The organism is Prochlorococcus sp. ALOHA_ZT_50 (assembly GCF_022447305.1).
In the GTDB taxonomy this organism is placed as follows: domain Bacteria; phylum Cyanobacteriota; class Cyanobacteriia; order PCC-6307; family Cyanobiaceae; genus Prochlorococcus_A.
This window is the reverse complement of the sequence record NZ_JAKVCI010000013.1, coordinates 15,958-31,697: the sequence shown is the minus strand read 5'-3', so window position 1 is coordinate 31,697 and position 15,740 is coordinate 15,958. Positions and strand designations below refer to the sequence as shown.

At 29.8% G+C, this 15,740-nt stretch carries 13 protein-coding genes; 10 read left to right on the top strand and 3 right to left on the bottom strand.

Features of this window, described 5'->3' with window-relative positions:
* Window positions 1–99 precede the first annotated feature (99 nt).
* From dnaK to MK115_RS04650, 4 genes are read left to right on the top strand one after another with little or no spacing between them, the layout of a single operon-like run.
* The gene (gene dnaK, locus MK115_RS04665; protein ID WP_287609747.1) at window positions 100–2,097 is read left to right on the top strand and encodes a molecular chaperone DnaK; all 1,998 of its coding nucleotides are present in this window, start codon (window positions 100–102) and stop codon (window positions 2,095–2,097) included.
* Entirely contained in the window at window positions 2,048–3,007 is a 960-nt protein-coding gene (locus MK115_RS04660; RefSeq protein WP_287609745.1) for a DnaJ C-terminal domain-containing protein, read from the top strand. Before dnaK ends, MK115_RS04660 begins: the two co-directional genes overlap by 50 nt.
* A gap of 33 nt (window positions 3,008–3,040) precedes the next feature.
* Window positions 3,041–3,424: a DUF3110 domain-containing protein gene (locus MK115_RS04655; RefSeq protein ID WP_287609743.1), complete on the top strand. Its 384-nt coding sequence runs from the start codon at window positions 3,041–3,043 to the stop codon at window positions 3,422–3,424.
* 38 nt (window positions 3,425–3,462) lie between these two features.
* The gene (locus MK115_RS04650) at window positions 3,463–3,900 is read left to right on the top strand and encodes a peptidylprolyl isomerase (RefSeq protein ID WP_079330948.1); all 438 of its coding nucleotides are present in this window, start codon (window positions 3,463–3,465) and stop codon (window positions 3,898–3,900) included.
* 3 nt (window positions 3,901–3,903) lie between these two features.
* Here MK115_RS04650 and ribBA read toward each other — a convergent pair whose 3' ends face one another.
* Entirely contained in the window at window positions 3,904–5,628 is a 1,725-nt protein-coding gene (gene ribBA / locus MK115_RS04645; protein ID WP_287609740.1) for a bifunctional 3,4-dihydroxy-2-butanone-4-phosphate synthase/GTP cyclohydrolase II, read from the bottom strand.
* 88 nt (window positions 5,629–5,716) lie between these two features.
* Between ribBA and argC the strand changes: the two genes are divergently transcribed.
* Entirely contained in the window at window positions 5,717–6,772 is a 1,056-nt protein-coding gene (argC, locus tag MK115_RS04640) for an N-acetyl-gamma-glutamyl-phosphate reductase (RefSeq protein WP_287609737.1), read from the top strand.
* Here the strand turns inward: argC and purN are convergent.
* Window positions 6,756–7,412, bottom strand: coding sequence for a phosphoribosylglycinamide formyltransferase (gene purN, locus MK115_RS04635; RefSeq protein WP_287609735.1), 657 nt, complete (start codon window positions 7,410–7,412; stop codon window positions 6,756–6,758). The genes argC and purN overlap by 17 nt on opposite strands.
* 182 nt (window positions 7,413–7,594) lie before the next feature.
* On the opposite strand from purN, the gene MK115_RS04630 reads away from it, so the two are divergent.
* Entirely contained in the window at window positions 7,595–9,178 is a 1,584-nt protein-coding gene (locus MK115_RS04630) for a glucose-6-phosphate isomerase (protein WP_287609733.1), read from the top strand.
* Here the strand turns inward: MK115_RS04630 and leuS are convergent.
* Window positions 9,175–11,745, bottom strand: a complete 2,571-nt coding sequence (gene leuS, locus MK115_RS04625) for a leucine--tRNA ligase (RefSeq protein WP_287609731.1) — start codon at window positions 11,743–11,745, stop codon at window positions 9,175–9,177. The genes MK115_RS04630 and leuS overlap by 4 nt on opposite strands.
* 107 nt (window positions 11,746–11,852) lie before the next feature.
* On the opposite strand from leuS, the gene dapF reads away from it, so the two are divergent.
* From dapF to MK115_RS04605, 4 genes are read left to right on the top strand one after another with little or no spacing between them, the layout of a single operon-like run.
* Window positions 11,853–12,713: a diaminopimelate epimerase gene (gene dapF, locus MK115_RS04620; RefSeq protein ID WP_287609729.1), complete on the top strand. Its 861-nt coding sequence runs from the start codon at window positions 11,853–11,855 to the stop codon at window positions 12,711–12,713.
* Window positions 12,713–13,885, top strand: coding sequence for a cysteine desulfurase family protein (locus tag MK115_RS04615; RefSeq protein WP_287609727.1), 1,173 nt, complete (start codon window positions 12,713–12,715; stop codon window positions 13,883–13,885). The genes dapF and MK115_RS04615 overlap by 1 nt, the downstream gene beginning before the upstream one ends.
* Complete coding sequence (locus MK115_RS04610; protein WP_011818414.1) at window positions 13,885–14,511, top strand: DUF1995 family protein; 627 nt, start codon at window positions 13,885–13,887, stop codon at window positions 14,509–14,511. The genes MK115_RS04615 and MK115_RS04610 overlap by 1 nt, the downstream gene beginning before the upstream one ends.
* A gap of 7 nt (window positions 14,512–14,518) precedes the next feature.
* On the top strand, window positions 14,519–15,736 hold the full coding sequence (locus MK115_RS04605) for a D-alanyl-D-alanine carboxypeptidase (RefSeq protein WP_287609725.1): 1,218 nt from the start codon (window positions 14,519–14,521) through the stop codon (window positions 15,734–15,736).
* The last annotated feature ends 4 nt before the right edge of the window (window positions 15,737–15,740 follow it).

Sequence of the window (15,740 nt, the reverse complement as noted above, 5' to 3'; positions counted from 1 at the left end):
AGTTGAAAATATTTGATTTTTACTATTATATGTAAATATCTAAGATAAAAATTAATTAAATTATTAGTAAATTTTGCTTTAATTTAGCGATCTAAAATCATGGGGCAAATAGTTGGAATTGATTTAGGTACTACTAACTCTGTTGTAGGAGTTATAGAAGCTGGACGTCCAATTGTTATTGCAAATTCTGAGGGTTCTAGAACTACACCTTCAATAGTTGGATTTACAAAAGACAAGGAAATAGTAATAGGAGACCAAGCGAGAAGACAACTTGTTCTAAATCCTAAGAATACCTTTTATAACCTAAAAAGATTTATTGGTAGTGACTGGGATGAATTAGATGAGAATAGTATTTCTGTTCCTTATAACGTAAAGGCTAATACCAATGGAAGCGTTAGGGTTCTTAGTCCAAATACAGAAAGAGAGTATGCACCAGAAGAATTAGTGAGCTCATTGATTAGAAAATTAATTAATGATGCTGAAACTTATCTTGGAGATACTGTTGATTCTGCAGTTATTACTGTCCCTGCTTACTTTAATGAATCTCAAAGGCAAGCTACAAAGGATTCTGCAATATTAGCTGGTATTAAAGTAGATAGAATTCTAAATGAACCTACTGCTGCTGCTCTAGCTTATGGTTTTGAAAAAAGTTCTTCTAATAATGTTTTGGTTTTTGATTTAGGAGGAGGAACATTTGATGTTTCATTATTGAAAATTTCTAATGGTGTATTTGATGTTAAAGCCACTTGTGGTGATACACAGCTAGGAGGAAACAATTTTGATTCAAAAATAGTTGATTGGCTTGCAGAAAAATTTCTTGCTAAACATGATATTGATCTAAGAAGGGATAGACAAGCTTTACAGAGATTAACTGAGGCTGCTGAAAAAGCTAAATGTGAATTGTCAGGATTGCAAAAAACAAAAATATCTTTACCATTTATCACAACAAGTAAAGAGGGGCCGTTACATATTGAAGAAACCTTAGATAGAAAAATATTTGAATCATTATCACAAGATTTACTTGATAGATTATTAGAGCCTGTGCAAATAGCTTTAGATGATTCTGGATGGAATGCAGAAGATATTGATGAGGTAGTTCTTGTAGGTGGCAGCACAAGAATCCCAATGGTTCAACAATTAGTAAAGACTCTTGTTCCAAATGATCCTTGTCAATCTGTTAATCCTGATGAAGTTGTAGCAGTTGGAGCTGCGATACAATCTGGAATTATTAGTGGTGATTTACAAGATTTACTCCTAAATGACGTTACTCCCTTATCTTTAGGTTTAGAAACTATTGGTGGTCTTATGAAGGTACTCATTCCTCGTAATACGCCAATACCAGTTAGACAATCTGATGTTTTTAGTACGTCTGAAGCTAATCAATCATCAGTTGTTGTTCAAGTACGGCAGGGAGAAAGGCCTTTAGCCTCTGAAAATAAATCACTTGGTAAATTTAGACTATCAGGAATACCTCCAGCTCCAAGAGGAATACCTCAAGTCCAGGTAGCATTTGATATTGATGCTAATGGTCTTTTAGAAGTAAGTGCAACTGATAGAACAACTGGAAGAAAGCAAACAGTTACAATTTCTGGAGGTTCTAATTTAAATGAACAAGAAATAAATTCGATAATTGAAGAAGCTAAAGCAAAAGCTAATGAAGATAGGAAGAGAAGATCTGTAATTGATAGAAAAAATAGTGCTTTAACTCTTATTGCGCAAGCTGAGAGAAGACTTAGGGATGCTTCATTAGAATTTGGTCCTTATGGGGCCGAAAGGCAACAACGAGCTGTTGAATTAGCTATTCAAGATGTTGAAGAGTATATAGATGACGATGATCCTCAAGAATTAGAAATTTCAGTAAGTGCTCTACAAGAAGCATTATTCGGCTTAAACAGAAAATTTGCGGCAGAAAAGAAAACTGATAATAATCCCTTACAGAGCATTAAAAATACATTTGGATCATTAAAGGATGAACTCTTTTCAGATGATTATTGGGATGATGACCCTTGGGATAATCAAATGAATAGAAATTATAGAAATTCGAGGTATGGTAATTCTAGGGACGATGATCCATGGGACAATGACTACTTCCTCTAAAAAAGACTATTTGTCGATTTTGGGTTTATCCCCTGATTTCGATGATAAAGAACTTAAAAAGGCCTTTCGAAGAGAAGCAAGAAAATGGCATCCAGATTTAAATAAAAATGATCTTAATGCAGAAGAAAGATTTAAATTAATTAACGAAGCATACGAATATCTACGTGATCCTAATGTAAGAAAAAATAGTTCGGATGTAAATATCCAGGATGATTACGAAAATAATAATTTCAAGACAGGTTTTCCTGATTTTCAAGATTATCTTGATTCATTATTTGGATATGAATACTCACCAAAGAATTACGAGGAATATGATGATGAACCATTTGAGGATGAATCGATAAATACAAATAATGATGAATTTAACAATTTTCAATACCCTACAACCTCTCCAGAAGAGCCGCCTCCAGTTAAACTCCACCAAGATATTGAAACAATTATTGAATTAACTCCTGATGAGGCCTTAAATGGAGCTTCAATTTTAATAGAGCTTGAAGATGAAACTGTAGTAGAAGTTGATACACCTCCTTTTGCTGGAGATGGATGGCGATTAAGACTTGAAAATATTGCAAGAGGAGGTAAAGATCATTATCTACAGTTAAAAGTTCAAACGGAAAGTGGTCTAAGAATTGATGGTTTAAGAGTTCTTTATAAATTAGAGTTATTTCCTCATGATGCTCTTCTTGGTTGTGCAGTAGAGGTTCCTACCCTTGATGGAAATGTCACACTTCAAGTACCACCAAAATCATCTACGGGAAGAATGTTACGTTTGAAAGGTAGGGGTTTAACTTTCGAAGATAATGTAGGTGATCAATATGTTGAAATCTTGGTAGTGATACCTGCTGATATTAATGATGAAGAAATTGCTTTATATACAAGATTACAAGAATTATCACTTTCTGATTCTTAATCAAATATTATATAAATAGAAAAATCGATACTTATGAACATATTTGTTCTTTTATATAATTCAGGAACAGATAAGGAAGGAATTCATTCAATCGAACTTAAAGGAAGGACAATTGTTCTTATGTTTGAAGATAAGGATGATGCAACAAGATATTGTGGTCTACTAGAAGCTCAAGATTTTCCTTTGCCAACAGTTGAAATGATCAACATAGAGGAAATAAAAGATTTCTGCATTAAATTAGATTATGAATGCAAATTAGTAGAAAAAAATTTTGTACCTAAAACCGCAGAAGATAGGTTATTAATTTCACCACCCCAGAAAAACCTAGAAGTTGAAAATTGGGAGGAAGACAAAAATAGTAATAAAGATAACATTGATATAAATACCATTAAGGAAAACCTTGAAAAGTTGCTTTAGCTATTAAGATATTAGAATATTTATTAAACAAATAAAACATGACAACTGCATTATTTGAAACAGAAGTTGGGAACATTAATATTGAATTTTTCTCTGACGACGCACCTAATACAGTTAAAAACTTCACGAGCCTAATTAGTGATGGTTTTTATGATGGTCTAGCATTTCACAGAGTTATTCCTGGATTTATGGCTCAGGGTGGATGTCCAAATACTCGTGATGGAGCATCTGGTATGCCTGGAACTGGAGGCCCTGGATATAATATTAAATGTGAAATTAATTCCAATAAACATCTAAAAGGCTCACTTTCTATGGCTCATGCAGGAAAGGATACAGGTGGTAGTCAGTTTTTCATAGTTTATGAACCACAGCCTCATCTCGATGGAGTTCATACTGTTTTTGGTAAGACTGATGATATGGATGTAGTGCTAAAGCTTACTAATGGGTCAAAAATTTTAAAGGCAACTTTAAAGTAGTTTTTAGCCTTCAAAAACAATACTAAATGTCTCTTTATCTAGATTAAATTTTCTTGTAGATGAATATAAGATTTCATTATTAATAGTAAATTTAGTATTGATTAATTTGATGCTACTTTTTGGGTGTAATGCTTGTTCAATGTTTCTAGAAACAATAATTCCAATCTTTGTACTATTTTCATAATTGGATAAAAACTGAATAAATAATTCTATATTCTTTATTTCTTCATCAGTAATGTTGGAATTGGTTCTATTCTGATCATGCAAAATTCGCCAAACTAATTTTGGTCGATTCCAAAAAGCCAATAATCTTGGAGTACTTTCTAGTTTAATATTAATGTTCTTATCACTACAGAATTTAATAACGTTATTTTTTATTGGAACTAGATCAATAGATTTATATTTTCCGTCAAGAAAAATTGATATAAATGGATCGATATTCCTGGAATTAGGATTATCTTCATCAATCATGTGGCCTAGCTTCGTTTTTTTTACACTCAAATATTCTGCATTATTATCGTTTGGACAAATTACTAATGGAACTCTCTCAATAACTTCTATTCCATAACCACCTAATCCAGCAATCTTTCTAGGATTGTTGGTTAGTAATTTTAATTTTTTTATACCTAAATCAGTTAAAATTTGTGCTCCAACTCCATAATTTCTGAGATCAGCTGGAAAACCTAATTTTTCATTAGCTTCTACAGTGTCTAATCCACCATCCTGTAAACTATAAGCTTTTAATTTATTTATTAGACCAATACCTCTACCTTCTTGTCTCAAGTAAACAACAACTCCCTCTTCCTCCTTTTCTATCCTTGATAAAGCAGCCTCTAACTGGGGTCTACAATCACAACGTAATGATCCAAAAGCATCGCCAGTTAAGCACTCTGAATGCATTCTTACTAGTACAGGTTCGCTTAATTTTGATGATTTTTGTTTAACTAATGCAACGTGCTCTGAACCATCAAGTTCATTAACATATCCATAAGCTTTGAAATTACCAAAAATACTTGGAAGAACAGCATCAGATTTTCTAAATACAAATCTCTCAGTTTGAAAACGATAACTAATTAAATCAGCTATGGATATTAATTTCATTCCCCACTGTTTTGCATACTCTTTAAGTTGTGGAAGTCTTGACATGGAACCGTCAGGATTTTGTATTTCACAAATCACTCCAGCGGGATAAAGACCTGACATTGCCGCAATATCTACTGCCGCTTCGGTATGACCTGCCCTTTTTAATACTCCACCTTTTTTAGCTCTTAATGGAAAAATATGTCCTGGCCTCCTTAAATCATCAGGTTTTGTATTTGGGTTTATAGCAACTTGAATTGTCTTTGCCCTGTCTTCAGCGGAAATTCCAGTAGTAACATTATTTTCAGGTCCAGCATCAATTGATATCGTAAAAGCTGTTTGATTTTCATCTGTATTTCTATCTACCATTAATGGTAAATCTAAAGAGTCAAGTTTTTCACCTTGCATAGCTAGGCATATAAGACCACGTCCCTCAGTAGCCATAAAATTAATTTGCTGTGGAGTTGCAAACTGAGCCGCACATATTAAATCTCCTTCATTTTCTCTTCTTTCATCATCTACAACAATTATGCATTCACCATTTCTTATAGCTGCCAACGCATCGCTGATAGGATCAAATTCAATTTTAAAAGATTCATTTATATCCAAAATTGTTCCATTATTTGATTTGGGACTTGTTTCTTTCATTATTCCTATCAATATAGAAAAATAGTGTTTTAGTTACCTTAAATTCAACACTTTATAATCCTATCTCAAAGTCTGCCAATTCAAAGAAATGAATGTTGCAATAGTAGGTGCTACTGGTTACGGCGGTATTCAAGCGGTAAATCTTTTAAAGAAAAATAAAAAATACAAAATTTCATTTTTAGGAGGTAATAAAACATCTGGATCAAAGTGGAATGATAATTTCCCTTTTATTTATCTAGATAATGATCCTTATATAGAAGAAATTTCAGTAGATAATATTTCAAAAAATGCAGATGTTGCTTTGCTTTGCTTACCAAATGGCCTATCTTCAACATTGACAAGGAAATTATTAGATAGAGGACTTAAAGTTATTGATTTATCTGCTGATTACAGATATAAGTCTTTAGATGAATGGAAAAAAGTATATTCCAAAGAAGCTGCTATTTATAAAAGGAATGATGATGATTTATGTAAAGAGGCAGTCTACGGTCTTCCTGAAATAAATAAAGAAGCCATTTCAAAAGGAAGATTAATTGCATGTCCAGGATGTTATCCAACATCTGCTCTTATTCCATTAGTTCCTTATCTTTCGCAAGGAATTATTGAAAATGAAGGTATAGTAATTGATTCTAAAAGCGGAACCTCTGGAGGTGGTCGAGAACCAAACCAAAAGCTACTCTTATCAGAATGTGGAGAAGGTCTATCAGCATATGGATTGATAAACCATAGACATACCTCAGAGATCGAGCAAGTAGCATCTTTAATTTCTGGAAATAAAATTGAACTGCTTTTTACACCTCATTTGGTTCCAATTTCAAGGGGTATGCATTCGACTATATATGGGAGATTAAGAGATCCAGGATTAACTTCTGATGATTGCAGAATTCTTTTGGATAATTATTATAGAAATTTCAAAAATATTAAAGTCTTACCTGTAGATACATTCCCATCAACAAAATGGGTTAAAAATACAAACCAAATTTTCCTTTCTGTTAAAGTTGATATTCGAAATGGAAGGATTATTATTTTATCTGTAATTGATAATTTGTTAAAAGGTCAGACTGGGCAAGCAATTCAAAATTTAAATATTATGAGTGGATTTTCAATGGATGAAGGTCTTGATTTAACTAATAATTTTCCATAAAATTACTTCTTATCAAAAAACCAGCATGAGAGATTGAGTGAGGTAAAATTTTATGCTCAAGCATTTGTATTCTTTTGGAAAGTGATTCAATATCATCATCATCTCTAATTGACAATGCAGCTTGCATTATCAATGATCCACTATCTACCTCCTCTTCAACAAAATGTACTGAACAACCAGTTATTTTTGAACCATTTAATATAGAGTCCTTTATCGCAGAACCACCTTTATATGCTGGAAGTAATGAAGGGTGAATATTTATTATCTTATTCTTAAATTTATTAATAAAAAATGGAGTAACAATTTTCATCCAGCCTGCCATAACCACAAGTTCAACATCGTAATGAATTAAAGTATTTACAATTTCTAATTCAAATGCCTCTTTTTGCAGAAAGTCTTTGCCTCTTATAATTTTGTGAGGTATTTTTTTACTTTCAGCTCTTTTTATACAACCTGCATCATCTTTGTTAGTTATTAGAACTTTTATATCTATATCTAATTCTCCTTTTTCTGAGAGATTAATTAATTCCTGAAAGTTTGTTCCTTTCCCAGAAGCAAGTACACCTATTTTTAATTTTGGGGAAAATCTTCTAAATTCAGATATCTCAGGCGAAATTATGTAATTAAATGATCTATCCAAAGTTTTTTATTTTATCCAATGATAAATTCATATGAAATAAAAAAAACCCTCAATTTTAATTGTTTATATTCAAAAACATATTTATTTGAAGATAATAATTTAAACAAATTTAAATGATTCAAATCTATGTACTATTCGTATAGATATAATTGAATAATAAATAAAAGAAACAAATATATAAAATGAATGGAGATTTAAACTCTTGGGATAAATTTTGTAATTATCTTTGGTTTGATAAAAAATTAAATATTTGGTTAGACATAAGCAAAATTAATTTCACAAGTAAAGAGATAAAAAATTTAGAAGATAAATTTATAGATGTTTTTTCATCAATAAAAGAATTAGAAAATGGTGCAATCTCAAATATTGATGAAAATAGACAAGTTGGACATTATTGGCTTAGAAATCCATCAATTTCACCCTCTTCAAAAATAGGAGAGGAAATTAGAGCAGATATTAATGCAATCTCTGAATTTGGAAAACAAATTTTAAATGGAGATATTAAGAATAAGAATAATCAGCAGTATACTGATGTTCTATGGATAGGAATTGGTGGAAGTGGATTAGGACCATTACTTATTACAGAGTCACTGCAGAAGTGTTCTAAAGGCTTAAATTTTTCTTATATCGATAATGTTGATCCTTTTTTAATTAGCGAAAAGTTAGAAGAGTTATCTGAAAAATTATCAACAACATTATTTGTAGTAGTAAGCAAATCAGGTGGTACGCCTGAACCTAGAATTGCTATGGAAATTATTAAAAGTCACTGCGAAAACAATTCTCTTGAATGGAATTCTAATGCTATAGCTATAACTATGAAAGATAGTAAGTTATTTAAAAAAGCCACTTCTGAAAATTGGTTAAAAATATTTAATTTGCAAGATTGGGTTGGAGGAAGAACTAGTATTACAAGCTCTGTGGGATTACTTCCATTAGCTCTTATTAATGAAAATATATTTGAATTTATTAGAGGTGCATCATTAATGGATGAAGCCACACGTATAAGTGATTTTAAAAATAATCCAGCAGCACTATTATCATCCGCATGGTATTTAACTGGGGATGGTATTGGAAAGAGAGATATGGTCGTATTACCTTATAGAGATAGGTTACAGGTATTTAGTAAATATCTCCAGCAATTAGTAATGGAATCATTAGGAAAGAAATTTAATAGGAATGGTGAAGTAGTTAATCAAGGTATTTCCGTTTTTGGTAATAAAGGATCTACAGATCAACATGCTTATGTTCAGCAACTGAGAGATGGTATTGATAATTTCTTTTGTATTTTTATTGAATTATTAGATTCTCCATCTACTAATATTTTTGATGAAAAAGAGAATCCTAAAGAATATCTTTCTGGTTTTTTGCAAGGAACCAGATCAGCACTCTCTAGTGAAAACAGACAAAGTATCACTATTACGTTAGAAAAGTTAAATTGTTTTTCACTAGGTGCCTTAATCGCTTTATTTGAGAGGGCTGTATCCTTCTACGCTGAATTGGTAAATATAAATGCATATGATCAACCTGGAGTTGAAGCTGGAAAGAAAGCAGCCGCAAATATTATTGAGTATCAACAAAAAGTAAGTAATTTATTAGATGAAGGTGGAGAATATTCTATAAATGACATAACATCATTATTTGATAATTCAGTTAGTGAACCTATATTTTTCATACTCCGTGAAATGTGTTTCGGTAATGATAATTATTTAGTTAAGGGCGATTGGTCAAATCCAAATTCATTAGTTATTCAAAAAATAAATTCTTAAACAACAATATTCATTATTTTTCCTTTAACAATAATTATTTTTCTTATTTCCTTATCTTGAGTCCATTTTAATATGTTAGGTCTTTTAAGAGTCAATTCTTTAATTTGATCTTCACTCATATCATTATTAATATTTACTTTGTCTCTAACTTTTCCATTCACTTGTATTACTAGTTCATATGAATCTTCCTTTAGTGCCTCGGCATTAAATGAAGGCCAGTGTTCTAAATGTACAGATTTTTTAAATCCTATAAGATGCCATATTTCTTCTGCAATATGAGGTGCAAATGGAGCCAACAAAATACAAAATGTTTTTAAAGCATCAATTTTTAAATTATTGTTTACGTCATTAATGGAATTTGATAATGAATTATAAAACTTCATTAGTTCTGAAATCGCAGTATTAAATTGGTTATTTAATATGTCATTTGAAATTTCTTTTATAGCGATATTCATTGACTTTATTAAACTTTTTTCTTTATCTGGATAGGAATTAGATTTACTATTTATATCTTTTGCACAATTTATATAAAGCTTCCAAATCCTGCTTAAAAATCTAAATTGTCCTTCAACATCTGTATCTCCCCATTCCAAATCTTTTTCTGGTGGTGCTTTAAATAATATAAACATTCTTGCTGTATCTGCTCCATATTTTTTAATTACTGATTCAGGGTCTATTCCATTATATTTAGACTTAGACATCTTCTCGAAAAGAACTTCGAGTTTAGAATTGTCAATTGGATCTGTAGGATTTGATAAGTCAGTAATATCGGAAGGAGAAACATATTTACCAGTTTTATTGTTTTTATAGGCTGCGGCCTGAACCATTCCTTGCGTTAATAGTTTTTTGAAAGGTTCATCAATATCAAATAGTTCATTATCTCGCAAAGCTTTAGTGAAAAATCTTGCATATAACAAATGCAATATTGCATGCTCTACTCCTCCAACATATTGATCTACAGGTAACCACTTATTAATTTCATTCTTTTCAAATGGCTTAGTTGAACATTTTGAAGATGGGTATCTTAAAAAATACCAAGATGAACACATGAAAGTGTCCATAGTATCAGTTTCTTTTCTTGCCGCTATTCCACATTTTGGACATGTTGTATTTATCCAATTATTATTATCACCTAAAGCATTAATCTTGTTAGCGGAGATTTCTATATCTTTTGGTAATGAAACAGGCAAATCCGATTGGTTTAAAGGAACAGCTCCACATTTTTTGCAATTAACGATGGGTATCGGACATCCCCAATATCTTTGTCTAGATATTAACCAATCTCTTAAACGATATTGAATCTTATTTTCGGCCCATCCATTATTTACTCCCTCCTCTGAAATTTTTAATTTAGCAATAGTATTTGCTATACCATTGTATTGATTTGAATTAATAAGATATCCATTTTCCACATAAGCTTCATCAAGCTCTTTAGTTTGTTCACTTTTATCCTTTATTATTACCTGTTTAATATCAATATTATTTTTCTTAGCAAATTCAAAATCTCTTAGATCATGAGCAGGCACGCCCATAACAGCGCCTGTACCGTATTCATCGAGAACATAACTTGCCACCCAAATAGGAATAGGTTCAGAATTAACTGGATTTATTGCTATTAAGCTAGTTTTTATTCCAATTTTTTCAAGTTCATTATTTTTATTATTTTTCAAATATTGTTTAAGATTTTCTATATCTTGTATGGTTTCTTGATCAGTAATTTTTTTAATTAATGAATGATTAACAGAAATTGCTAAATAAGTAACTCCAAATAAAGTATCTGGCCTTGTTGTAAATACAGTTATTTTCTTTTCTGGATTGGTATTGATATTGAAATTAATATTTGTACCAATTGACTTTCCAATCCAATTATCTTGCATTATTTTTACTCTTTCTGGCCAGTTATCTAATTTTTCTAAATCCTTCAATAACTCATCCGCATAATTAGTAATTCTTAAAAACCATTGCTTTAATAATTTTTTTTCAACTACTGCCCCAGATCTCCAAGATTTACCCTCTGAGTCAACTTGTTCATTCGCTAGGACTGTATTATCTATAGGATCCCAATTAACTTCTGATTCCTTTTGATATACAAGACCTGCCTTGTATAACTCTAAAAATAGATATTGAGTCCAAATATAATAATTTTCATCACATGTTGCAAATTCCCTATCCCAATCAACTGATAGTCCCAAAAGCTTTAATTGTGACTTCATATGAGAAATATTTTTTTTAGTCCAGACACTTGGACTAATTCCTCTTTCAATCGCTGCATTCTCAGCAGGCAAACCAAAAGCGTCCCAACCCATTGGATGTAAAACAGATTTGCCCTTAAACCTTTGGAATCGAGCTATTAAGTCTGTAATAACATAATTCCTAACATGTCCCATATGAAGATTACCTGAAGGGTAGGGAAACATTGATAAGGCATAAAATTTATCGCTATTCTCAGTTAATTCATCGGTTTTGTATAAATTGTTTTCTGTCCATATTGACTGCCATTTTTTTTCTATTTCAGATGGATTATATAAATTGGTATCAGCCTCATATTGTTTATCGGGAGAAATCACTTAATTTTTATTTGTTAAATTATTATTTTAATATCCATTGTATAAAATAGAAATAGATTGTTAAAAGGAATAATTTATAATTAAAATTTAAAATATATTATCTACAAATGAAAAATATAACTTTTGAAAAATATCAAGGTAACGGAAATGATTTCGTAATAATAGATTCTAGAGGAAATGAATTATATAAAAATTACAAGACAAATAAAATATTTGATATAAAAAAAATTTGCAACAGGCAATTTGGTATTGGAGCAGATGGTGTGATTTTTATAGAAGAACCTAATGAAGATAATTATGCAAAAATGATAATTTTTAATTCTGATGGTTCTGAAGCACAAATGTGTGGAAACGGAATTAGGTGTTTAGTTGAGTATCTCCACGTAAATGATTCAATGAATAATAAAAATATAGAATATAAAATTGAGACTAAAGCAGGTTTAAAAATTGCAAAATATATAAATGATGAAATTACAGTAAAAATGGGAGTTCCAATTTTAGAATGTCAAAATATTCCAACAACAATTGAAAAAAAAATAAATTCAATTCCTTCACACGAATTTATTGAGAAAGATTTTAATAATATGGGTTATGCCGTAGGAATGGGAAATCCTCATTTAATATTCTTTGTAAAAGACATAGAGTCAATTGTTCTTTCCAGACTTGGTCCTATATTTGAAAAAAATGAATTATTTCCTGAAAAAACTAATGTGCATTTTTGTCAAATTTTAAATAGAGATAATATCAAAGTAAAAGTATGGGAAAGGGGTGCAGGACCAACCTTAGCTTGTGGAACAGGTGCCTGTGCTATCCATGTGGCAGCTTATAAATTAGGCCTTTGTAATTCACAAACCATAGTAACCTTACCAGGAGGTAATCTTAAAATTGATTGGTCAAAAGACGATTGTGAAGTAATGATGACCGGTAATGCTAAAAAGGTTTTCTCAGGATCAATGTTAGTAAATTAATGGAAAATAATTTTATCTATTTAGATAATGCATCCACAACTCCATTATCTGAGAATGTTTTAAATATAATTAATTCAACTTATAGGAATTATTGGCATAACCCTTCATCTACATATGAGCTAGGGATAAAATGCTCTACATATCTTGAAAAAATTAGATCTAAAATTGCTTATATATTTGAAGCAGATCCAGAGGATATAATTTTTACATCTGGTTCTTCGGAATCGACAAATATTGTATTTAATAATATTTATGAGAAATTTAAAAATGGTAGGGTTGTTATTTCAAATGTTGAACATCAAGCAACAACTATTTGTGCTAATAAACTAAGAAAACAAAATTGGGATATTTACGAATGGACGGTAAATAATGATGGAATTTTAAATATTTCTAATATCGAAAAATTTTTAAACAATGATACTAAGCTTGTATCAATTATTTGGGGACAAAGTGAAATTGGGACAATACAACCTGTCCAATTTATTGGTTCCAAATGTGAAGAATTAAATATAATGTTTCATTTAGATGGAACTCAAATATTAAGTAATGGAATATTCAGTTGGAAAGATCTTAAATGTGATTTTTTAAGTTTATCTGCTCATAAATTTGGAGGTCCAAAAGGGATCGGTATTCTTTTAACAAAAGAAAAGTCTAGACAAATTTTAAAAAATAATGACATATCACTTACTCAGGAATTTTCAATTAGACAAGGTACACAAGCTTTGCCATTAATCGCTGGAATGTATGAATCATTAAAGAATATTAAAGGAAAAATAAAATTATATGATTACATAACTGAATTTCCTTCTAATAATATTAATAAACTTAAAAATTATTTTTTTCAAAAAATTAAGGATAATAATCATATAAAGATTACGGGTAGTATTAACCATAGACTTCCCAATCATATTTCGTTTCTACTATTAAATAAACTATTTGAGCCTATAAGGGCCTATAAGATTGTTAATTTCATGTCAGAAAATAAAATAGCCATAAGTAGTGGAAGTGCTTGTTCAAGCTCATCTGGGAAACCTAGCTCAACACTTAAAAATATTGGTTTAAAAGATGATGAACTATATTCAAATATTCGTGTTACTTTAGGTTCAATAAACAATAAGTCAGAAATAGATAAATTTTTAGAACTTATTCAAATATGTATTGACAAATTTTAATGGAAACCAATTACAGACTACCTAAAGATTTAAATGAATCTCTTAAGAATATGGAGGATGCAATTATTCCAAGTTTATTAGATTCAAATAAAAGATTTACTATAGAATTTAATTTTGAAGGATTGAAGTTTAACAGAATTGGAATAACTATCTACAAGATATTGTCTAAAAATAATAATGTATTCATAACATTTGCTGATCAAGGTGCTGTGGCTTTGGCTCAAAGAGACTATCCAGATATCAAAGATAAAATCTTTACTTTTAAATCATTTAATGAATCAAATAATATAAATAATATTGATAGTGCAATGATATCGATACTACCTCAGCCATATGATTTCGATTCATTTGAACCAATGTCTGATAATTATCAAGGTACGCATTATTCATTAAATCCAAAATTTGAAGATGCCAATATTGGTATAGGAAGTGTTATTAGAGAGCGACGTAAAAACTTTGTCAAAACATGGAAAAATATTTATTTTCTGCAGCCTTTAAATAAAGCTGCTCTTATGCATATTTATCCAAATAACTGGTTGCTTTTCAAAGAAGAAAATAAAAGATATTTTTTTAAAAAAGAATTTGAAATTAAACCCGACAATGAATCTATTTTTGTAAATTTATAGATTGAATGTGATAAAAAAAATTTATTCATTTTTCTTAATTGTTCTTGTATTAGTAACATCTCCTTTCTTAATAAGATATTTACTAGCAAATCAGAAAATAACTATTTTAAATAGTATTTATTTTAATTTCCCGGGAATAATTACTAAAAACAAAATATGTCCTACTTATGATGCTTTATTGAATCAAACGCTTGATGATTCTTTTAGTGTATCAATTATTAATAATAAAGGGGAAATAATAAGTTCCTACAATGAGGATGTTCCAAGGTTGCCGGCATCTAATCAAAAATTATTCTCATCAGCTTATGTTTTAAGTAAATATAAATTAAATAATAATTTAAAAACTTCCTTATTTAAAAATAAAAACGATTATTATTTACACGGTCAAGGTGATCCAGATCTTAATTATGAACATATAATCGAACTAATTTCAAATGTTAAAGAAAATAAAATTATTAACTTTAATATTGTAGAAATTGATTCAAAATTATATTGGCCTAATGGTTGGACAAATACTGATAAACTTTACGAATATGGATCTCCAATTACATCTCTTGCAATAGAAAGTAATCACAATAAATATGATGATATTTATGCATTAAAAAATTTTATTAAAAATTATTTAAAAAATAAATTTCCAAATTCAAAAATATATATAGATTTTTTTGATTCAGAAAAAACTTTTTATTTAAAAAATATTAAAGAGATAAATAAAATATATTCAACTCCAATTCTTTCATTATTAACTCTAACAAATTCTGAAAGCCATAATTTTACAGCTGAATCTCTCTTTAAAAATGCCTCAAATACATGGAACGATAATGACTATATAAAATTGAAAAGATGGCTTGAAAATAAAGGCCTCCCAGCAACTAATGCATACTTTGCAGATGCTAGTGGATTGTCTCGAAAAAATAAAATTACAACAAAGTTAGTTGTATTGTTTTTAGATAAAATGAGATATTTTAATGATTTTAAAGCTTATCAATCTACACTTTCAATTACGGGAGTGAGAGGAACATTAGCTAAAAGATTTGTAAATAGTGAATTGTCTGGAAAGTTTTTTGGCAAAACTGGGACTCTTTCAAATGTCTTTGCATTATCTGGCTTTTTATATAAAAATGAAAAGCCAATAATTATAAGCATTATCCAAAATTCTAATAAAATTGATAAAGAAAAAGCTTTTAAATTATTACGTGATCTTTATTACTTGAAATCTTGTTAATAAA

Excerpts from the sequence above, each read along its gene's own strand:
- dnaK (WP_287609747.1), top strand. The coding sequence starts at position 100 with ATGGGGCAAATAGTTGGAATTGATTTAGGTACTACTAACTCTGTTGTA.
- MK115_RS04615 (WP_287609727.1), top strand. The coding sequence starts at position 12,713 with ATGGAAAATAATTTTATCTATTTAGATAATGCATCCACAACTCCATTA.
- argC (WP_287609737.1), top strand. The coding sequence starts at position 5,717 with ATGAATGTTGCAATAGTAGGTGCTACTGGTTACGGCGGTATTCAAGCG.
- dapF (WP_287609729.1), top strand. The coding sequence starts at position 11,853 with ATGAAAAATATAACTTTTGAAAAATATCAAGGTAACGGAAATGATTTC.
- MK115_RS04655 (WP_287609743.1), top strand. The coding sequence starts at position 3,041 with ATGAACATATTTGTTCTTTTATATAATTCAGGAACAGATAAGGAAGGA.
- MK115_RS04660 (WP_287609745.1), top strand. The coding sequence starts at position 2,048 with ATGGTAATTCTAGGGACGATGATCCATGGGACAATGACTACTTCCTCT.
- MK115_RS04650 (WP_079330948.1), top strand. The coding sequence starts at position 3,463 with ATGACAACTGCATTATTTGAAACAGAAGTTGGGAACATTAATATTGAA.
- ribBA (WP_287609740.1), bottom strand. The coding sequence starts at position 5,628 with ATGAAAGAAACAAGTCCCAAATCAAATAATGGAACAATTTTGGATATA.
- MK115_RS04610 (WP_011818414.1), top strand. The coding sequence starts at position 13,885 with ATGGAAACCAATTACAGACTACCTAAAGATTTAAATGAATCTCTTAAG.
- MK115_RS04630 (WP_287609733.1), top strand. The coding sequence starts at position 7,595 with ATGAATGGAGATTTAAACTCTTGGGATAAATTTTGTAATTATCTTTGG.